The organism is Mycetohabitans sp. B2, from assembly GCF_021733735.1.
Lineage (GTDB): Bacteria > Pseudomonadota > Gammaproteobacteria > Burkholderiales > Burkholderiaceae > Mycetohabitans > Mycetohabitans rhizoxinica.
The window spans coordinates 1-20,242 of sequence record NZ_JAHKSP010000056.1 but is presented as its reverse complement, the minus strand read 5'-3'; the positions used below and the strand labels follow the sequence as shown (position 1 = coordinate 20,242).

Annotated in this window: 13 protein-coding genes and 1 pseudogene; 5 read left to right on the top strand and 9 right to left on the bottom strand. The window is 62.3% G+C overall.

The features are described from left to right. The first annotated feature begins 68 nt into the window (after window positions 1–68). Entirely contained in the window at window positions 69–1,295 is a 1,227-nt protein-coding gene (locus tag KPG66_RS13610) for a tyrosine-type recombinase/integrase (protein WP_049786590.1), read from the top strand. A gap of 490 nt (window positions 1,296–1,785) precedes the next feature. On the opposite strand, the gene KPG66_RS13605 is transcribed toward KPG66_RS13610, so the two are convergent. From KPG66_RS13605 to KPG66_RS13595, 3 genes are read right to left on the bottom strand one after another with little or no spacing between them, the layout of a single operon-like run. Continuing rightward, entirely contained in the window at window positions 1,786–8,799 is a 7,014-nt protein-coding gene (locus KPG66_RS13605) for a hypothetical protein (protein ID WP_013436792.1), read from the bottom strand. A 14-nt stretch (window positions 8,800–8,813) separates the two neighbouring features. Further along, window positions 8,814–10,343, bottom strand: a complete 1,530-nt coding sequence (locus KPG66_RS13600) for a phospholipase D family protein (RefSeq protein ID WP_013436793.1) — start codon at window positions 10,341–10,343, stop codon at window positions 8,814–8,816. An 18-nt stretch (window positions 10,344–10,361) separates the two neighbouring features. Beyond that, window positions 10,362–14,330, bottom strand: coding sequence for a hypothetical protein (locus KPG66_RS13595; RefSeq protein ID WP_157864648.1), 3,969 nt, complete (start codon window positions 14,328–14,330; stop codon window positions 10,362–10,364). A gap of 371 nt (window positions 14,331–14,701) precedes the next feature. On the opposite strand from KPG66_RS13595, the pseudogene KPG66_RS13590 reads away from it, so the two are divergent. Both KPG66_RS13590 and KPG66_RS13585 read left to right on the top strand, forming a co-directional pair. Beyond that, a pseudogene (locus KPG66_RS13590) lies at window positions 14,702–14,944 on the top strand (IS5/IS1182 family transposase); the annotation flags it as partial. Window positions 14,945–14,995: 51 nt separating this feature from the next. After that, the gene (locus KPG66_RS13585) at window positions 14,996–15,268 is read left to right on the top strand and encodes a hypothetical protein (protein ID WP_237071175.1); all 273 of its coding nucleotides are present in this window, start codon (window positions 14,996–14,998) and stop codon (window positions 15,266–15,268) included. A gap of 719 nt (window positions 15,269–15,987) precedes the next feature. Here KPG66_RS13585 and KPG66_RS13575 read toward each other — a convergent pair. The 3 genes from KPG66_RS13575 to KPG66_RS13565 all read right to left on the bottom strand — a co-directional run bounded on the left by KPG66_RS13575 (window position 15,988) and on the right by KPG66_RS13565 (window position 17,250). Further along, on the bottom strand, window positions 15,988–16,527 hold the full coding sequence (locus KPG66_RS13575) for a hypothetical protein (RefSeq protein ID WP_237071174.1): 540 nt from the start codon (window positions 16,525–16,527) through the stop codon (window positions 15,988–15,990). 127 nt (window positions 16,528–16,654) lie between these two features. Then, window positions 16,655–17,005 (bottom strand): type II toxin-antitoxin system ChpB family toxin, encoded by a 351-nt coding sequence (locus KPG66_RS13570; RefSeq protein ID WP_013436802.1) that lies wholly within the window; start codon window positions 17,003–17,005, stop codon window positions 16,655–16,657. Further along, window positions 16,999–17,250, bottom strand: coding sequence for an AbrB/MazE/SpoVT family DNA-binding domain-containing protein (locus tag KPG66_RS13565; protein WP_013436803.1), 252 nt, complete (start codon window positions 17,248–17,250; stop codon window positions 16,999–17,001). The genes KPG66_RS13570 and KPG66_RS13565 overlap by 7 nt, the downstream gene beginning before the upstream one ends. A 99-nt stretch (window positions 17,251–17,349) precedes the next feature. On the opposite strand from KPG66_RS13565, the gene KPG66_RS13560 reads away from it, so the two are divergent. Both KPG66_RS13560 and KPG66_RS13555 read left to right on the top strand, forming a co-directional pair. Further along, window positions 17,350–17,577, top strand: coding sequence for a toxin-antitoxin system TumE family protein (locus KPG66_RS13560; RefSeq protein WP_237071173.1), 228 nt, complete (start codon window positions 17,350–17,352; stop codon window positions 17,575–17,577). Continuing rightward, a complete protein-coding gene (locus KPG66_RS13555; protein ID WP_041755140.1) occupies window positions 17,574–17,918 on the top strand; it encodes an HVO_A0114 family putative DNA-binding protein in 345 nt (114 codons plus the stop codon). Before KPG66_RS13560 ends, KPG66_RS13555 begins: the two co-directional genes overlap by 4 nt. A 277-nt stretch (window positions 17,919–18,195) precedes the next feature. Here KPG66_RS13555 and KPG66_RS13550 read toward each other — a convergent pair whose 3' ends face one another. The 3 genes from KPG66_RS13550 to KPG66_RS13540 form a co-directional block, all read right to left on the bottom strand. Continuing rightward, window positions 18,196–18,558, bottom strand: a complete 363-nt coding sequence (locus KPG66_RS13550; RefSeq protein WP_013436807.1) for a hypothetical protein — start codon at window positions 18,556–18,558, stop codon at window positions 18,196–18,198. A 373-nt stretch (window positions 18,559–18,931) separates the two neighbouring features. After that, window positions 18,932–19,339: a type II toxin-antitoxin system VapC family toxin gene (locus tag KPG66_RS13545; RefSeq protein ID WP_237071172.1), complete on the bottom strand. Its 408-nt coding sequence runs from the start codon at window positions 19,337–19,339 to the stop codon at window positions 18,932–18,934. Then, complete coding sequence (locus tag KPG66_RS13540; protein ID WP_237071171.1) at window positions 19,330–19,584, bottom strand: type II toxin-antitoxin system Phd/YefM family antitoxin; 255 nt, start codon at window positions 19,582–19,584, stop codon at window positions 19,330–19,332. The genes KPG66_RS13545 and KPG66_RS13540 overlap by 10 nt, the downstream gene beginning before the upstream one ends. Window positions 19,585–20,242 lie beyond the last annotated feature (658 nt).

Here is a 20,242-nt window from a genome sequence, read left to right as displayed (position 1 = left end):
CTATAATGTCGTGGAGTGGGTTAGAAGCGTCGTTTTTTGTTGAACCCCGCCCTTGGAGCGCTCCACCCGTGTCCGTCACCCCCTTCACCGCCGTGCAACCAGTCGAGGCACTCGCGTTGCCCGAGCATTTAGACGGGCGCGACGGCACCAATCGCGGCGCGCGCGAGACCGCGCAGCTCGCCGCACGCAACGACCTGGACGCCGTGCGCGCCTGGCTGTCCAATTACGCCAACACGCAAACCACGTTCGACACCTACCGCAAGGAGGCCGAGCGACTCTTGCTGTGGGCCGTCGTGCAACTCGGCAAGCCGCTGTCGTCGCTCACGCACGAGGATCTACAGCAGTTCAACGCGTTCCTGGCCGACCCGCAGCCCGCGAGCCGCTGGGTGTCGGCCACCGGCGGCAAATATCCCCGCGGCGATGCCCGCTGGCGGCCTTTTAATGGGCCGCTGTCCGCGGCCAGCCAGCGGCAAGCGCGGGTCATTCTGAACGGCCTGTTCACGTGGTTGGTGGACGCCGGCTATCTGCGCGGCAACCCGATGGCGCTACTGCGTCAGCGCGCCAAGCGCTCGGTGCCCCGTGTCACGCGCTACTTATCCGTTTCGCTGTGGGACGAGGTTAAACACTTTGTCGAGCAGCTGCCCCGGGAAACAACGGCGCAGCGCGCGTACTCCACCCGCTGCCGCTGGCTGACCACGCTCTTTTATCTGCAAGGCCTGCGCCTTTCCGAGGTCGCTCACGGCACCATGGGCGACTTCTCGCGACGCCTGGGCCCGGACGGACACGATCAGTGGTGGCTGGACATCGTGGGTAAGGGGCAACGCGCGCGGCGCGTGCCGGCGTCGCCAGAGTTGATCGTCGAGCTGGCCCGCTACCGGCAGGCGTGTGGCTTGCCCTCGCTGCCCCGCCGGGCTGAGGACACGCCGCTGGTCGTGCCCTTCCGGGGCCCGCGTCGTGGCCTGTCGCGCTCCGCCCTGCATGACGCGATCAAGCGGATCTTTCGCGACGCCGCGTCGTGGCTGCGCGCACGCGGGCCCGCCTTTGCCGATCGGGCCGACGAACTGGTGCGCGCCTCAGCGCATTGGCTGCGGCATACAGCCGGCTCGCATCAGGCCGATGGCGGCCTCGATCTGCGCACGGTGCGCGACAACCTCGGGCACGTGTCGCTGACCACCACGAGCCTGTACTTGCACGAGGAAGAGGACACGCGGCACCGCCAGACGGTGCACGGCCATCGGATAAACTGGGGCGAGCAGGAGCCGGTCGAGCCCCCTGCTCGGCAGCCACAGCGCTGATTGTCCGTCCACCCAGCCTGCCGTCCGAACACTCAAACTGCGGCTATGCTCAACCGTGCCTTGGCACATGTTTCATGACTTGTGGTCATCGCGGCGGCGCACGTTGCCCGCTATGCGCGCCTCACCGCCAGCTGCGGCAGCATCGACGATGCAGTCCGCCCCGATGTGACATGAACGTGTCAAGCTGGCGGCTGCATCCGCTGCACGATGATTTGGAGGGCCATTTTTTGGTCTGGGTCAATGGCAACCGGCCTTTCGTTTCGAAGGCACGGATACTGTGCTAGTCAACTGTCAATACAAACACAAGAATTTTATGAGCCACATGTTTAATCCGACACAAAAATAGGTGAACACGATCGTCACTTTACGACACGGCTGGTTCAAGGTGCCGAGTGCTTACACAAAGTGCGGAAGAGCCACTTCTAAGTTGTTGTCAACACCTGCATAATAGCAGCGTCGATGCGAGCGGAAACGGTGGTCCGGCAGTCGGTCAGGCGACAGTGATCGCGACCGTCTCAGGGCTTGTTTCTCCTTCCTGGCGTAGAACCAGCGAGTCTTGGTTCAGCGTCGTGTTGTCACGGCGAAATGTGAATTCTATGCGTATCTCCCCAGTTGGTAGGCTGCCTGCTCCGGCTGGGACGAGCACAAACCCGGTGCCGTCCGCGGCGCGCACGATGCGGACAGCGAGCGGTGTGTAGGACGCGGTCGAACGGAACCGCCGCGCATGCAGAACTGCGCCGGCGTGGTCGACAAGCCGCACATCCACGCCCTCTCTCGGGAAGCTGGGCTGGAATCCTGCCACCGCGAGGCCCTTCCATCGTGCCTCTTCTCCGGCGAGCGAGGCGTAGCCCCCTGGCTCCATAGAAGCCGTGATCCGCACACGCCGGCCCGAGACCAAAAATGGCTCGGCCCCAAAGGCATACCACCGCTCGAAGGTCGGTACGGCGTGCAGGATCTCCGGCGGCGCGACCTCGATTCCAGCGGTGAGAGAGGCGAACGCGCCCGCCGTTCCCTTGCCCAGGCCCGCGTCGGCGATGTCGGTAAGCACGGCCCCGTCGACAGACAGCACGAGGCGATGCCCGATCGCCTTGATGGAAACGCGCCGAGCTGGACCACCAGGGGGCATAGAGCCGGACCAGAGCACAGCATCCGTCCCGGCAGTCCGGACCACGAGCCGTCCGGTCGCAGCGGCCAGGTCGAGGGCGAGCCGCACGTGGTCACGCGGCGAAATATAGCGCCACACCAACCCGTACTCTCCGACGCCGCTAGCCTTTGGCACCAGGGTCGCGTTTATTTGCAAATCTGACCATGCGCCGGCGGCGAGTACCGCGAAGCTCTCGCCCATCGCTGGCGGCTGCGCGACGTCGCTGGTAAGTACGCCATAAGCGATGCGCCAGATGCCGCGATCGCCGTTGGGCGAAGAATCGTCGATACGCCACTCGCGAAGCGTTCTTAGGATGCGGTTGATGCGCACGCCGCTGAAACTGGCTTGCGAGTTCCGCTGCGCGTAGAAGCCAACAGACGTGCCGACGTTGGTCGCGTCCGTGACGGACACGACAAGGACGCCGTCGACGTGCACGGTCAGACGACCTCCTACCGCCTCCACGACGACCGCGTACGTGGTGGCCATACTCGGCGGGAGGGCCGACACATGCAGCACCTGGAAAGCCCCCCCCGAAAAGCGCACGAGGATACGCCGGCGGCTAGTCCGGTCGATAGAAAACCTGTAGTAATTCTGCGCATCGGTATAACGGAACACGACGCCGGCCGCCCCGTTTCCGGGCATGTCAAGATTCATCGTCAGTCGGATGTCTGCCGCCGCGAGCGGGGGGCCGAGCGCGAGCGTGCCGCGCGACGGCTGCTCAAGTGGATGACCAAGTGGCGTCGAATCCGGCGTCATAAAGGCGCCAGTCTGCGAGAGCACGCCCAACGTGGCGCTCCATTGCGGGGCACCCTCTCCTGGTGGGACGACAAATGAGAGTTCAGATAAGTCGGCGAAGGCCGGCTGCCACTGCAGGGTGGGCGTGCCGTCCCCAATCTCGTCGGCGTCCAGAAAATTGCCAGTCCATAGCGCGGTGCCGGCTGGGAGGTCCCCGGCATCAGGGCTCGGCACGGTCCGCCGTTCAATGGCGAGGCCGGTTAGGTCGCGGTCCTCGAGAAGGAGCACAGTTGCCCATTCATGCTGCGGATCCGGTGGGGCGCCCGTTGCAAAGCCGATCTCCGCAAACTTGGCACCTTTGGCCGGCACAGGCGACGGAACTGGATCGGCTGAACTCGTTGCCAGCACGGTTCGCTCCCAATCGATCGGCTCTGCCGTGCGAACGAGAAGAGCCATGGTCTTTCCGCCTGTGACCAAGCGCATTGCCTCGAACCGACCGATGGTCTGCCGGGCGGCGGGACCAAGCGCACCATCGGCGACCGCGTCGAAGGCACGTGCCTCCGGCTCCCCCGGTGCAGACCTTGCGGCGGGGTTGGTAGGGTCGATGGCCAAGACGCTGGCGATCGCGATCGGCGCCGCATCGGCGGGCACCGTCGCGATCGCGCGGTCGTCGCCGCTCAGCACATGATGCCTGAAATCAGCGAAAGCGGACGTGGTGAACTTGAATCGGTAGACAATCGGTGCCGTCGTCCGCAGGTCGTCCACTCGGACGTCGGCAAAACGCGCGCCGGCATTGGCGGCAGCGTAAAGAGCGGCCGTGCCGCTGGCCCATACCGAGTTGGCGATATCGAAGGTGAGGTCACCGTCGATGTATACCCGCAGGTTCGCTCCCACCGCTTCGATCGAAATCTGCAGATCAGAGTTCAGAGGATACCCGCCCGCCGCCTCGGCAAGGACCAGCGCGGATCCCGGATACACCAGCACGACTTGGCGGAGGTTGCGCTGGCGGTCGAGCTTCATGAGATAGCCGCGGCTGCCTTTCATCCGGACGCCTAGCCCGATGATCCCGTTGCCAGCAGAGCGTACCAACGCCGCAAGCCGGTAGTCAGTCCAAGCTGACGGCTGGTCGGGATCGCCGGAAGCTAGGCGGAAGGTGTCCGCGAGCGATAGCAGCGTTCCGCCGGGGAACGGGGCGTTGCGCGCGGCCGGTCCGCTCGAGACTGCAGCGGTCTCCTCAACGTAGCGGCTAGCGGGCGCGCTGCTCTCCCCAATCCTCCAGATCGACGGCGCTCCGTCCGAACCTATGTCGAGCACGCTCCAGGTAAAGATGCCGCCTGTCAGCGCCGCTCTGCTGCCCGAGGCGGCCGCACCCAGCGCGTAGCCGTCGAAGGTGTCGTGCGCCAGCAACGGCAACAGCCGCGCTTCGTAGGTTGTCATGGGATCAAGCACGAATCCAGTGGCACCGACTGTCTTGTTGCGGGCGACGGTCCTAAGATCGACCGTCCCCGTCGTGCAATGAGCATGGTCGAGCACCTCTAGCCAACGCCTCTCGGAGTCGGTCAGGTCGATCTGGTCGGTCCGTGCCCACCGATTCGGCAGTACCGCCAGTCGGCCGTGCGCGTCGCGGACTGGCCGCTCGTTCATATCATAGAGAACGAGCGACAGGTCGCGTCCCTCCAGCGCGTACATGAGATCGACGTAGTTTACCCCGAAGATGACGCCCGCATCGTAACCACGGTAGACCGGCCGGGGCAGGATGGGCGGTTGTCCCGGCGGTGGAACGGTCGGTGGAATCGTCTGGCGAACATAGCGGGATAGGTCTTCGAGCCCGGTCGCTATACTCGGCGGCGCGGTGGCGCCGCCGGTGCCTGCGTCCGGAATAAGAGCGTTGCCCGACGGCGCCAGCGCGGAAAGTCCAGGTGGCCCCTCCGTACGGAAATACGATAATTGTGTGATCGTGCGGGTTCCGGCAAAGGCGTCCGGCACCTTTGAGCCTGGCGGCAGTCGGACGCCGAGTTCGGTGACAAGTTTGAGGCGGAACGTAGTATGTGGCGACAGAATGTTGTCATCCGCACTCCACCGCACGAGCTCTTCGAGGGTGTGCTGACTCATCGCTTTCCACTCCGCCTGTTCACCAGCATCGAGGCCGATGAGAGCGCACACTTCGAGGACGCAGAAGCCGTCGCCCTTAGCCAAAACGACAAGGTGGTCGACGCCCCGCCCATCAACTACGGCTGCACCATCTTTCGCTGAAGTGCTTGACAGCAAACGCTCGCCCGCGTCGTAGGCATTGACGTAGACCGCAGCCGTCTCGCGCGCCGTGTCAATGAAGGTTCGTACGACGACTTGCTTCACGTCCCGCAGCAGGAGAATCTTTGCCTCGCTACCAGGCGCGAAGCACAAGCCTTTCACCGCGGCGTCACGCGCCGCGAGCACATGGGCCGCAACGATGGGCGGCGGAGGCGCCGTCCAGGTTACAACAAACGCGTCGTTGTCAGGGCACGTCCACGGCGGCGTCAACCGGTCGCCAGAAGCATATGCAGAAAAATTGCAGCAGACCCAACGGTCCCTCGGGAGGTCGACGCAAGGATAGTCTGGGAACATTGAGACGAACCAGTCCGACCAAAACTGGCTGATCGTCCGGCGGGTGAAGCTGAACGGTGTCTTAGCCCAAACTCGCAGCTTGGTCTGCCCTGGTCCAGGGCCGTCGCCCGGGGGGGCCATGGTGGGCATCCAGGTTCCATAGAGAGTTGGCGGCGCGGCCGAAAGCGATGGGTCGGGCACTTTGCCGGACCGTGCGACAGCCTGCCAGGCGGTATCAGTCCAGCGATCGAGCCTTATCTCTGTCACTGCGGGCCGGATCAACACGGGTCCCTCGTTACTGGCGGGATTGCCGATCTGCGCCCAACCTGCGGGGCTGCCGGTCGGGTACTGTGGTTGCGGATTGACACCCACCAGGGCGTCATCGTGGACGGAGCAGCCGAAAGTAATTTCGGGCCGCGCGTCGAGTGGGACAACAGGAAGGATGTCCGAGTCGGGTGGCGCGGCGTCGAGTGCTGGCAATAGCAGACTTTCTGCGGGCAGCGGCCAAGTCGTGCTCACGAGCTCGTGACCAAGCGCGACCTCTTTCACCGTGGCCGGCAGCAGCGGCGGCTTAGCGTCAGGTCCCCACTCGAGCGGAAAGTCGACGTGAAAGTCGGGCAGTGGCCACGGCAAGCTCACGGACACGCTAAGGTCGGCGTGAATGAAGAACGGGTCAAACACACCCGCAGCCAGCGTCGCCGTCGCGTCCAGATGGAACCCGAACCCGAACACCGATACGCCGTATCCGCCATGCAGCGACATCACCCCCTGGAAGTAGGCCGGCTTGAGCGAGAGGTCGGCGTGCCCATCAATCCAAGCAGAGATATCCACACTGAGCGGTCCGAAACTCCAGTGCTTGTCAATGCCGGTCCAGGCGCCCGTGCGCAACCGCTGTCCCTCGATCATGAAATAGGAGTCGGCGCGGAAGATGCGCCGGAAGACATCAGCACTAATGCGGCGCTCACGAGGTTCGTCTATACCGAGATAAAGGTGCCAGGCTCCGGCATCATGGAAGTCGAAAAACGCCTCAAGCGAACCGTGAAGATCGATCAACTCGCCGCCGTCGGCAATCAAGTAGCGCGCATCGAGGCCTGCGGTGATGGTACCGACGCGGTTGTCGATGACCAGGAGGGTACGGAAAACGGGCTCGTCGCCAAGGTTCGAGCGTGACTTCAAGACATTGGCCCGTCCTTCGATGAGGATGATGGGACCCGGAAAGACGATGGCAATGAGCAGCCGGCCGGCGAACGTGAAGCCGTTGTCGGCTACGGTGCCAAGTGTGATACCAGCGCCGAGGCCGAGGCTACCCTTGGCGTCGGCCCACTTCCGGAGCCGCGCTACGCCGACACCCGGAGGGTCCCGATGATACCAGCTAGCCCCCGGCGGCATCTCGTACCAGGCCTCGGCGGGAGCGCGGCCAGGCTCCATGTTGAACGCAAAAAGGCCGGCGAGTCCGTAGAGACCCAATCCAGTCGACCATAGAGGGATCCCGACAGGCAGCTCGACGCCGACATAAATAGCGAAAAAGGTGAGATCGGCGGGCTGATCGTAGCCGACCACCAACTCGCCGTCGAGGACGAAATCGAGCGAAGTCAGCCTTAACTCGATGTCACCGTCGAAGCGGTACACGCCCGGCTCCGGCTGGCGCATCGCGACAAAGCCCTTGAATGACAGGCTCCCAGGAACCTCAAACTCGACGCCAACACCGTTGAGCGACAGCGACGGATTGAGCGCGCCGCCGGGCGACCACCGCACGCGCATGCCTTCGACCGAGGCGCCCGCCGGCAGTCCTTCGACGAGTTTGATGTCGCCATTGAAGCCGATCCATCGCCTGCCATCGCTCTCAGTTCCAAAGCCGATCTTGGCGATCGCCAGCTGGAAGCCATAGAAGCTCAGTACATACTGCTCAGGCAGGGCGAGCCATCCACCTTCGACGCAGACATGACCAGCGTCGTCGATCGTAAGCGCCTGGACGCGAAAGGTCGGCCACTCCAGGTCCGCAACCTCCAGCCGAATCGTGCCACTGAGCGAGACGAAGAACGTGTCGCTCTGGCGCCTGAGCGTGATGCTGTCGAGCGTCATCGCGAGAAGCCCAGGCTTGTTGATCGTGACGGGCCCGATGCCGTCCACGCTGTGCACCCCGAGCATGAGGTTCCCGGCCAGGTCGAATCCTGCTGTGACTGAGAGCGGCTCGTCGAAAAAGGGAAGCGTGATGTCGCCGATAAGTTCGACTCCGATCAGCGCGTTCTGTTTCAACTCGACCGAGAAAGTGCTCGGTGTGAACGGAAAACCGGCCAGCGTACCGCTCGCTGGCGCCCCAGCTAGCCGAATCCGTCCCGAGACGCCGCCCGAGCCGATGAGGAAGTTTTCAAAGGCGATGTTCGCGATCGGCACGGCGGTGGTGATTGCCGACGGCAGGTGCACGGTCAGGTTGCGGAAGACGACCCCGCGCCAGCTGTTGGGTAGCCCCAGCGCCTGGACTTCCGGCAGGCTCGTGGTGTCCGAGAGGTCTAGCGCAACCGAGCCTTCGATGACGAATCCCGAACCCGCCACCATCGCTGGAGCGAGCGTGAAGGCATTGGCGCCGTCGAACGTCACGTTCCAGTCCTGGTCGATGACAATCCCGGCGGCAATGGCGATCTCGGCAAAGGGCCGGCTGGGGTCATCCACCCATCCGCTGCTGCTCATCATCACGGGCTTGAGCATCTCGCGCGGAAAACGAAGCCGCATGCCGCCGCCCAGCTTCACCCTCAGCCCAGACGGACGAAACTCCGCCCCGAGCGTGACGCTCGTCGCGCTCGCGCCTCCAAGGATTAGCGCGAAGCCGTTCAGGCCGACAAGGCCGATGACGAGTTCCTCTGCGACCGTCAATCCGACTGAGAAGCTGCCACCGGGTTCCGGCGAGAACACCGTCTCTTGATAGTCGGTGACCAGTATTTTGGAGAGGAGCGCCGTGATGTCACCGCCGGGATCGAACCGGTCGATCGGGAAAAGCTCCGTCCGGAATGCCTTGGGCAGCGGTAAGCCTTCGAAAGCAGGCATGAGGTGGCTCCGGTTCAGACAAGCGCCGGCGGGCCGGCGTAAGGGTCGATCAAGTCGCGAATCGCGCGTGAGTGGCCCACAGGCGGCGGCGTGGTCCCGGGTCCTACCGGATAAAGAGCTGATTTGTTGAGTGGGTAGGGTTTGAGGTGACCGGCGTTCGCCGCCGTATCTGCCTTGAACAGCGCGAAGGATGCCACTGGATCGTCAAGCGTTCCTGGTGCTCGCCCAGTATGCTCCGCCCAGAGCGCCTTGCGACACTCGCGCGCAAAGCCCCCGACTGCGTCGACGATGCCGACGTGGACCTCGCCATCGTACGTCATGCTTCTCTGCCCGACATTCGTCGAGCCAATCAAGACAAGCTCATCGTCGACGATCATGAGTTTAGAATGAACGTAGACGTCGTCGGTGCCATTTTGGAGCGACGCCACGACGATGTCGCCAGGCGAGCCCGCCAAACGGATGGAGAGTAGGTAATTTACTCCGAGGTCGCGCTGGTACTTCTGGTAGATGTGCGCCGCATCTTCGGCATTACTCGGCGTCAGCACCACGACATTGACGCCGCGCCGCATCGCCTCGCCTAGTTGATACACGATGTCGACATCGCGGCCGGGGCTGGCTGGGCGTGAGAATCGCGGTGGGTAGTCCCACGGCAGGAAATACTGGTCCTCGATATAGAGGTAGGCGGAGGCCGTGCGGATCGCGTTAAGATACGAGGCCCAAATGGTGAACTCGCCGCGCGGCGACCAGCTATAGCCGGAGAGGGCGTTCGTGATGCCGAAGTTCCGCAGCACTTGGACGGAGTGCGTCCCTCCAGCCGGCGCTCCCCCAACAGGCGTCGTGATGAGCGGCTGCGGTGGCAGCAGCGGTTTCATGCCAAGGGTGCGGGAGCTGTCGTTCCATCGCTCGCGGAAGCACAGATCGAGATCCGCGACAGCGGGACCGGTGATCGCGACGCCTGTGTCGTGCGTTGGTGCACCGGCAGGGTCTCGGCCGACGACGAAGGTCGCGTGTGTCGAGTCGTCCCAGCGGGTCTTCGAGATGTCGATTGAGCCGAGCACCGCCGTACTGCCCCTGGGCATTTTAAACACAGCCACTTTCTGATGATTGCTCCCTGCCGGTGGAAAGCGATTGTCAAGGCACGCCGTCCAGATGCCGTGCTGCAGTCGAAGTCGGTCGATGGCGAGTCCATTGGTAACGACAGATCCAGTATGCGAGGAAAGGAGGGGATAGATGGCCGCGCCGGCCGTATGCGCGCTGCTCATATCCTCAAGCGCCGTTGGCGGAGTCGGATAGCCGAGCGGGTTGACGGCCTCGAACCGCCAGCCCGTATGATAGGCTTCCGTCAGCCCGGCTTTGACCATGTTCAAATGCCAGCGCTTCATGTATGACTTGCCGTCGATCAGCAATTCGACGGTATTGCCATCGGTCGAGACGGAAAGCTGGGGTCCCGATCCTCCAACCGTATGGCGACTCTGTGGGACGCCAAGTACATTACCAGCGAGGGGGAGAAACCATTTTGTCTTTAGTTGGTCAAGCGAAGCCATTGGTTCTCCGTGCTAGAATCAAACCGGCGTGATGATGGCCGGATGAAAAACGACATTTGTGTGGCCGACCTCGTTGAGGACCTTGAGGCGAAGGTCAATCTGCTCGAAAGTGCGATTCGATAGAAATACGTAGTCCGTTGTCCCGGGCGCAAGCCACGGCGACGCATTCTGAAACGTGGCCTCAGAAGCGGAGCGAAGCTGGACGAGGAGGCGGGTACGCTGACCCGCGTTTTCCCAGCTCAGGTGGATCGCCGGTAGCCGGGTTGCTCCGGCTGGGATCGGCGCCTCGAACGCAAACCTTTCCCCGGAATCGTCAATCCTTATCCATTCAGCCACAGTGATCGCAGGCGGCTCGGGCGGAAACTCGTCGAATGCTCGGGCCCAGATCGCCGTCGACGGCTCGGACACATTGCCGCCATGCCCGCGCGGGTCCGGATCTGTCCGGTCAATTGCCACGACCCGGTACCAAAGGTCGCAAAGCCCTGGTGCGGGATCATCGGCCCATTCGACAGTAACTGGACGATTCGCTGGATCGGGATCGGCCGCAATCGCCGCTCGGAACATCATTGTCCGCAGATCACGCGCATCAAGCTCGCTCGACGCCCGGTAGACCCGATATTCGAACAAATCGGGTTCCCGATTCGATGCCCATTGCAGCGTTACACGACGGTCGCCGCCGAGCGCATGCGTGATCGCCGGCGCACGAGGCGGCGTGACGTCGGGCAACCGCACCGGGGTCGCGCACGCGCCGAGAACACTTCGGTTCTGCGCACCGTCGACGAAGGAGGCGCGATAGAGTAAACGGTTCGTAGCCCGACCGTCAACTTTGTCGACATAGGCACAGCGCGCGGACGATGGAGCATAGCCGGCGGGATCGTCCGGGCCACGCCGGTCGGGCGCATCGGCAGCAGCCAACGGTTTGATGGTGACTTGGACAAAGGCCCGCTCGCATCCCTGTCGATTCGCGAGGACGCGCAGCGCGTCGTCGCTGAAGGCGCGGTAGAGGGCCATCGCACCCGGCTTCGCCGCCGCCTTCTGCGCCAGAGAGGGCCCGATTGGCAGAAGAGCTCCGATGGCATTAATTAGCTCGGCGACTTGCGCTTTTTTCTCTGGCGTCCAAATCGGCTCTGCCGCGACATCCGGAAATGCGGGGTCGGCAGCGGTAAGCGGCGTGCGCGGCTGTGCCGCCCAGTCGGCATCGAATACCGCCTCATCGAGCGCGCGCCAGACGTGTGCGGACAAGTTCGGCTGCGGCACCCAGCGGAAAGTGTGGTACGAATGGCCGTGCCAGTCTGCAGGCGTCGCGTAGACCCGGTCGCTGTCGACAATCGGCGACGGGGGGGCGGGCCGCTGCCGCCAAACCCGGAATACGCGCTGCGCAGGCGCGCACTGACTTTCGTTTCCGGGTCGCTCCGCGAATGGGCCCGCGCCCGGCCAACGGTCCGCTGTGCTGGGCGTGGAATCCGCGGCGGTCGCGCTTACATTGGCATAATCGATCACCTTGTCAAGGCTTGGGGCGAGCGGCACACCACCCGCCATCGGCCCGCCCCCCGCAGCCGGCAAGAAGACCTCGTAGATGCGGGTTCCGTCTCCCTCGTATGTGACGTTGTTGCCGTAGGCGCAGACGAAGAAACGGTCCTGCCATGCGGCCGGCTCTTGCCAGCCTGCCGGCGGGGCGGAGCCCCCCGACCAGTAGAGACGAAACTCCGACACGTTCGGAGCCCGCTGCTGCTGCTCCGGGCTCCAGCGCCATCGGAGACGCAGTCCGATCGTCGCTGCCCCCTCGGGACCGAGCCCGACTCGCCAGGCATCGTAGGCGGCGTCCTTCACAACGATGGGATCGTCGGGGTCGAGCACGTACGCCTCAACCCCTAGCGGCACGGGAGGCCGCGTTTTGTCGATGATGCGGACAGCCTGCGGATGGATCTCGGCGTCGACGCTGCTGCCGACGTAATACCAGGGCCGCGGAACCGGCTCCGGCGCCCACTGCCACCAACTGGCGTATGGGCTCCTCGGGCTGAACCGGCCCAAGAGATCAACCGCGACGAGTTGGTATGCGTACCATCCCTCGTCTAGCCGCAAATCCAGGTAGCCCGGCTCTTTCGGCGGCCAGGTAGGCAGTGCCGCCGACAGCGGGCCAGGTGCTCCAGCCGGACGGGCCGAGACGAGCGGCTGATTTTTCGTCAGCCAGTTCCGCGCCTCGGCCGGCACCACAGGCGTGTTCTCCGTGCCGCAGTCGGCGCGGTAGACATGGTGCATGACAGGCGCGCGTGGATCGAGCCAGCCAAGCACTGATGGTCCGTGGGGCCAGTCGAGACCGGCGCTCCCGGCCGCGTTTCGCACGACGCCAGCGTCGTCCCGGACCGGCCCGCCGGGGAGGGCGTAGACGACGGTGCCAGCGGGCGAGGCAACAGGAGCCTGCGGCTCAACCTGCAATCCAAAGACGATCCAGGCGTCGATCCCGTCATCGAAACCCGACTGAACGATGTGCGCGAGAACTTTGCGAGGATCGCCGCCAGACACGCCTACGTGGTCCGCAACAATCATGTAGTCGAATATTGCGCCTGGCTGCGCCGTCTCATCGGTCCAGGAAAGTCCGAGCATCTCGGCGATCGGTCGATGGAGCGATCCAGCCATGACTATGTCGAGCGGGTGCAAGCTCCTGAGCGCCGGCGTCGTCCGGTTCGGAGGCGCTGGTAGCGGGATGGTGCGCGAAGCGGCCGTCATGGGGCCGGCGCCAGGCCCACCTTGGATCAGCCGGATGCAAGCGTCGTGCAAATCCTTAAATGCTGCGCCGGCCCAAGTCCCGGGCGCACCGTAGCGAACGCGGCCGACTGCCGCCGCCTCGGCAGCCGCCCGATCGACCGCGCCGGTCCATGCGGGGTAGTCCGGATGACGTGATGGCAGAGACAACGGTTGAGGACAGTGCGGTACCGGTTGCCACCCAGCCGTTGCGGCATCACGCAACTCGCCCCAGCAGATATCGAGAATAGCGGCGTCGCTGCCGCCGACGCGCACGCCGCTCATCCGGTCGGCGAGCAGCTCGACAACGGCGATCGTTCCCGGCGTGCCGACCGCTTCATGAGAAGCGACCGTCATCGCATCGGCGAGGTCGGTCCCGGGCAACTGGTCAAGCCCTTCTATGAGGATCCTTTGGTAACCGGTTCCGACCGGTGTAAAGCAGATCTGAAGCAGACGCAGCAGCCCTTGAACAGGCCGGATGCGCACCTGCACGATTTCTTCGCCAGCAATGCGGATAGTCTGCAGCTCATCGGCGGCGACAACGATGCTTTGCTGCGCTGAACTCCGCCCAGTACTGTCGAAGCCTTCAACGACGATAGCAGTGCCTACTCCGATTAATTGAATATCGACCGCGCCCGCGCCCCCCGGCAGCAGAACCTCAAGTGGCGCGCCAACGACCAGCATGGGCAGTCCGCCAAGCTCCTTAGACGGCACGGTCACCGCGCGAGCGGCACCGGCACGCGGTCCGCCTCCACTAATTTCGACGCCGTCGATCGTTATCGGTAGATGTACGAGCTTCGGCAGCGCGATAAAATCAATGCAACGGCGCGCTCTGTGCGGCTCACCAAACGCGATTTTGAGTCGAATCTGGCGCATCAACCGGTCCGTCGCGCGGTCAAAGCGAACATACGGACGGTCCCTTAGATCGATCCCCTGGACGCCCGGCGACGGCCAATTGCTGGTAAAGACGAGTGGTACCGGGCTCGTCAGGCGGCCGTCGCCGAGCAAGAGCTCGGTTTGCCCGGGATTCGGCGGCTGACCTTGCGCCGAAATGCAGACTTGGCGCACTTCCCTGTTTCCCCGCCGGCGGAACAAGAAAAAGCCGTGCCACGGAAACGCGCGCTCGTGCGATGTCGTCCAGCGCAGATGTATTCCGTCGACGAGCGGCGGTTGGTCGGCCAAAGGCGGATTGTCCCCGCGAATACCGAGCCCCACCATCACTAGACTTGACGATTGCAGCCCCAAACCCCTCTCCTGAAAGACCGACAACTACTATTTAACCTGTTAATTTTTTGATCGTGCGCTTGCGCACACGCATTCTCTCCAAAGAAATTAAAAAATACGCATCTAAATTATTTTTCTTAAATCATCCTTTTTAGTTACTTTATAAAATCCGGCTTATATGTCAAGCAAAAATGACGAGTGCGTGGCTTGACTCGCAGGTTCAACTCCAGTTCGCGATAGATCCGGTACACCCGCTTGTGATTCCAGCTAGTCGGCCCTGAAAAATCCGCAGACGCTGGTGCAGTAAGGCTCTGAGGTCAGAATGGTGTTGTGGGATTTGCAAGAGGCAGGCATATTGATGCGAGATTCCTGCAAATTTCGACGAGGTTCGGATGGGTCCAAAGACGCTGGTGTCTGAGGGGGATTTATTCCGCCAGCCGCTGCGCGAGCAGATCAACTTGAAGCATCCGTTGGTTCGCTTGGCCGATCTAATTGACTGGGACCGATTGAGCACGGCGATGAGCGCGAGTTTCGTGTCGCAGCGCGGCTGAGCGGCAACGTCGCCGCGTTTGATCGCAGGGCTGCTGTACTTGCAGTATGCGTTCGACCTGTCGGATGAGGATGTGATTTGGCAATGACTGAAGAACCCGTATTGGGTACGCCAGGAGACCGGCAAGGTGTAGGTGGTGAGAGTCCACTACGATGAAGGCATAGCGAGCCACATCGCCCCCGAGCCGTGCGCGGGCATCCGTGAGGAGGTCAGCGAAGCGTCGGCAGGGGAATGTGCAGGCCAGCCATGGAGCCACGAAATGGTTGATATCCCGAATGCCGACGCGCTCCAGTACGTGGAAGGCAATACGAGCGGGCGCGACATCGCGAGTGCCTGCCGATCCGGCGTGGTCGTAGAACCTGGCATGCACGCAAGCGCCTTCACGGGAGGCGGGAGATCTCACGTCTGACCTGGCGTGGTAGCGATATTGGCCAGGCCCGCATCGGGAAGGCGAGGAGCCGAAGCCGATGATGCACGGGCGTGAGAAGTCAGACTCCGCCGTAGTAGCGAAAAAACCTGCGAACAAGGCCGGTAAACCGGCCGCGCAGTGGGTGGAGCCAAGGGCGGGGACCGAGGGGAACGCGAACCAGAATCGCACGTGCCGGGCGCAGATCGTGTCGCGCGATCGCGCTGGTATTGACGCCGAAGGCATCACGCGTGGCGCGCCGCAAGCAATACAAGTGGCCGACCGATGGCATCTGTTGAAGCATCTTGGCGATGCTATTGAGCGCGCGCTAAGTCGCTGTCCAGCCAGCGGCCTATCCGCGAAGTTGCACGCTCGCTCGATCATGAAGACGCTTGTCTCGCATTGCCAGCGATCGAATCGAATTGGCCCGGCGTGGCAACCACATCGCGCGCAAAGGAGCAACAAGCGCAGCGGCGCGAAGCGCGGCTCGCACGCTACGAATCGGTCATGCGCCACCATCAAAGTGGGATGGCAATCCGCGCGATTGCGCGCATCATGGCATTGGATCGGCGTACGGTGCGGCATTGGATCCACGCCGGTGGGTTTGCGGAGCGGGCGCAACGGTCACCCGCGGTCAGCAAGTTGGATCCCTATCGCCTGAGGCTTCGCACAACATATTGGCAAAATGCTCTTCTATTGCCATCAATAGCACGTGAAATTGGCTACCCTTCCGCCTGCGGGGAAAATTTCGCTTCACGCCCGTTATCGCCCGCTGCCGTACCACATACGACGATTACACCACCTGGTAATGTCCGGCACAACATGCGGTTTGCCTGAATCGACATGCCGCGTCCATCGCGGTGATGCAGGAAAGAGAAAACGCCCCCTCCAGCGAAGTGTAAGGTATGCGAGACTGTCTCATGCACACGCACGATTTCATGCCTTAAGATCTGCGAGAGATCATCGATCTGCACTCGCCGAATTTCGACAAGGGTGGCACTGATATCACCCGATTCGGAGACAAGATATTTATCCCCTTCGGGTCCCTCGACGAGATAACTGCCGTCCGGGAAATCGGTTCGTATGCTGTTGGGAAGATTGACGAACGTCATGCGCGGTGCCACAGCCGATGTGGAATGCGTTGCTTGGAATAAGTTCCGATCATCGCGGGGCTGCTGTACTTGCAGCATGCCTTCGATTTGTCGGATGAGAAGATGATCACCGATCTCTCCGAGATCCGTTTGCGCTGTCCAAGCATCCACTTATGTTAACGGAAGCGCATTACATCGCTGACTAGCGCGCTTGCGGATTGTTCGCGTCGCCGACCCACCGCTTCGTGTTGTTCAGCGCGTACATCAAGTTCCAGAACTTGTTGCTCATCGCGTTTCCTCATTCAATAATCGTCTGAAACCGAGCCAGCGCGTCCTCAACCACTTCAACTGGCGCACGTTCGAGCTTACGCGCGCCGCGTGCCTCCAGGTCGAGCATACGCGCCATGTTGACGAGCGCTACACCTTGCGTCTCGGTTCCAGAACCGGAAAGCGGTACGGCGAACCCAGCAAAGCGAGCCGATGCGCCGCCTTGGGTGATCGGGGCAACGAGCGCCACGCCCAAGGCGTTGAACACCGCCGGAGATAGAACGAGCGCCGGGCGAAAATCGCCTTGCTGCTCTCGCCCGACAGTCGGGTTTAGGCTCACCCGCACGATATCACCGCGCTCGAACTTGACCCTCCTCACCAAGCCTCACGCCCCACCGGTTTGACCTCACTCCATGCCGCCATGTCCTCCGGAAAAAAAGCCTTCGTGTCGCATTGGGCAACAAGATCATCCAGCGAATACTTGCGGCGGGCTGGGGCCAGCATTACGCCATCCGGACGCACGTCGGCGTTTAGTGAACTGCCGATCGACGCGTTGATCTGCTCGAGCAGCACACTCGGCAAACGAACTGCCGCGCTATTGCCCCATTTTTGAATCTTGAGTTCCATCGCAACCTCCTAATGTTTATCCATTGTAGAAACACACGACAAGATTGGCAAGCGCTTTGTGCCTTTAAGTAGGGCGGTTGACGCCATAAATCAGTGTATATGCGGATCTGGCGATTGCCCGGATGTGACGCGGAAAGACCCCATGGTTTGAAATACAGCCTGTTCTATGGTCAGAGCGGCACAAGCGTCATTGGCTACGGTAATAAACGCAGCCAGGGCGACCATCGCCACTATCGTGACCGTGAAGTACCCTACGTTTTTTTGATGGCGGGACAGATGGTGAGGGACTTTTGGGGGGAGGTTGGACGCAAAAGGAGCGGAAAATGAGCAAACTGACAGTCCATGTGAGTGGCGCACGTGATATGGGACAGCGGTTCGTGAATGCCTTTGAGCGCACGGCCAGAGGCGAGCATTTTAAGGAAAGTCACGTCACGTTTCTCTCGTGGCAGGAAATGGTGGCGGCGCTGACGCCAAAACGGCTGGGGCTGCTACGCTATTTGCACCGAGAAAGCGCGGATAGCGTCAAAGCTTTGGCCTGCGCTTTATCGCGTGACTACAAGCGCGTGCAGGCTGATGCGGTAGCCCTAGAAATTGCCGGTCTGGTCGTGCGGGAAAACGGCCGCTTGACGGCGCCGTGGGAGGCACTGGCCGCTGAGGTGGCCTTGTAAGTGATGTGCTCGATGAGCACGCCGCCATTTCCCCTGAAATGGCGCTACCATTGAGGCCTGGTGTAGCGTTCCTAATTGGGTCATCCGGCTCCGACGCTACAGGATCCATCCTTCGCGCAAGCGTCGCCGAATGTCGGTGACGGCGTCACCTAGTCTTTTTGAGCGCACGCGTCGGCGGGCGTGGCCGCCCAATAGGGCCGGTGGTCCGACCCGATGCGGACTTAGTTGGTGTGCGCTGCCGCACGCGCCGCACTTTTTCAGCGTCGGCATTTGCGCGCTACAGCGCGGCTAAGTTGCCTTCCAGCGTGCCAATGTGCTGGCGTGCGTCCCCCAGTTGCGCCTGCAGCGCTTGCCGCTCAGCGCGGCGCTGGGCGTCACTTTCGTCGGCGCGTCGCACCGCCGCATCCTGTTCCTTGATCAGGCGCGCGCTGATGCTGCGCTCATGCTCGGTCTCCAAGAGCGCGCGCTTTTCGGCCGCTTGCAGCCGTGCTTCGGCGCGCGCGGTGTCGGCCCGCAACTTATCGAGTTCGCGGGCAAAATCGGCGCGCGCCTGGGCGAGCGCCGCGTCCCGCTCCTGTGCGTCGCGTTGCAGGCGCTCGACTTGCGCGTGCAGCGTCTGGCGCGCTGCCTCAGCCGCCACCAGCGCGCGCTCGAGTTCCTGCAGGCGTGCCTGTGCCGCGAGCCGCGCCGCGCGGTGTTCTTCAAGGGTGCGTTCGGCGTGCGCGGCAGCTCGCGGGCGGCGGCTACTTCGGCGGCGGCCGCGTCGCGCTCGAGGCGCATTTCATCAGCTTTTCCGCGACCTGCCAGCGGTCTATTCTCCGCCTGGCAGCTTGCTGTTTTTAAGCTAGTGGTTCGTTGCCGACCGCGCGGGCCTCCGGCTTCTGAGGGCATCTTAATACCAGCAGGCGCACCGATGCCCGGGTTTCGCGTTGCGCTAGTAAGTGCAGTGGCAACCCTTCTTCGTTTAACCGCAGGGTGTGGTTTTCATTGTTCAGTGGCTAGGCGCGCAACGCCTATTTAGGCGTCACGAGCCGCAACCCCGGCAGGTCGGCAAAGTCGGCGCGGTTAAGTGTCATTAGCGCGTCCCCGTGCTCGATCGCCTGCGCCGCGATCCACAAATCATTGTAGCGAGGCCGCGGTGACCGGCCAGACTGCTTGACAGCGGCCGCAAGCACGCCGAACGCAGCGGCAGTCTGCCGCGACACCTCACGAATCGGGCGCCGCTCGAGCTGTTGTAGATAGGCTGCACGCACGGCTCGCTCAACAGGATCCGTGCAGGCCTGCACACCAAATCCAAGTTCACCCAACGAAATGACCGAGATGAACACGGATGCATCGCCAGCGAGTTCAATCACGGTTTGCGAATCCAGCGTTTTTGCGGCCAACGCAACCCAAATGCAGCTGTCAAGGATTACGCCCATGGATCTCGCACGCTGTCATCCAAGTCAGTACGGCTGTCAGCGAGCCAAGCCTGGGCCTGCAGCAGCGTGAGCGCTACGGGCAGCCCCGCGAGCGCTTGGGCAGCGGTCATGGTCGGCTCGGGGGGCACAATTCGAGCCACCGGAACATGGTTGCGCTCGATGATGACGGTTTGGCCTTGGCGCGCGACGGTATCTAAAACCTGACGGGTTTGTCGGGCAAGCTCGGTGGCGGTGATTGCCTGCATGTTGACCTCCGAATAAGGATCAATACGTATTTTACGTATCCTGTCGCCTTATGTCGATTACATATTTCACAAGTGCGCGTGACAGCCAATTACAGCGACATTACGCGGTTGGTCGCTGCGTCAGTTCAGCGTGCTCTCGATGCATACCTCGACGTACTTGGTCTGCGCGAGGATGACCGGCCCGACGATGAGCCGCCGTCACCCGGGTTTCGGATATAAAGGAGACAATCGGATCGGAAATGCGCGCTACGCACACGACTGACTGAATGCTAAAAGTCTATGCGTCGATTTTTACAACGGCGTCTCGGCAGTATGGCAAGTTTTCTTGAGCAAAAAAAATCGCGTCCGAAAGCTTTGCTTCCTGACGAAGTGCTCAAGTGCATGGCTCGGTTGTGGCAATTCGATATGCCTTTGGAGAGCGTAGACGAGAACCGACTGGATATGGACTGATAATCACGATCGCCCGAACATGGTCCTGGGCGCATTGACGCCAAAGTCGTGGCTGGCCCTGGCCGCATAAAAAGACGATAGGGTAAAACAAAACGTTGCCGATCAAGCCAGATGGCACTAAAATGTATTGCAAATGTAATACATGAGGGCGCCATGATGAAGACAGCGACACTCCCAGCACTGCGTGTCGAGCCCACGCTACGACATG

Bases quoted from the DNA above. Each gene is read 5' to 3' on its own strand.
- KPG66_RS13605 (WP_013436792.1), bottom strand. From the start codon at position 8,799: ATGCCTGCTTTCGAAGGCTTACCGCTGCCCAAGGCATTCCGGACGGAG.
- KPG66_RS13600 (WP_013436793.1), bottom strand. From the start codon at position 10,343: ATGGCTTCGCTTGACCAACTAAAGACAAAATGGTTTCTCCCCCTCGCT.
- KPG66_RS13565 (WP_013436803.1), bottom strand. From the start codon at position 17,250: ATGGAACTCAAGATTCAAAAATGGGGCAATAGCGCGGCAGTTCGTTTG.
- KPG66_RS13560 (WP_237071173.1), top strand. From the start codon at position 17,350: ATGCGGATCTGGCGATTGCCCGGATGTGACGCGGAAAGACCCCATGGT.
- KPG66_RS13555 (WP_041755140.1), top strand. From the start codon at position 17,574: ATGAGCAAACTGACAGTCCATGTGAGTGGCGCACGTGATATGGGACAG.
- KPG66_RS13545 (WP_237071172.1), bottom strand. From the start codon at position 19,339: ATGGGCGTAATCCTTGACAGCTGCATTTGGGTTGCGTTGGCCGCAAAA.
- KPG66_RS13540 (WP_237071171.1), bottom strand. From the start codon at position 19,584: ATGCAGGCAATCACCGCCACCGAGCTTGCCCGACAAACCCGTCAGGTT.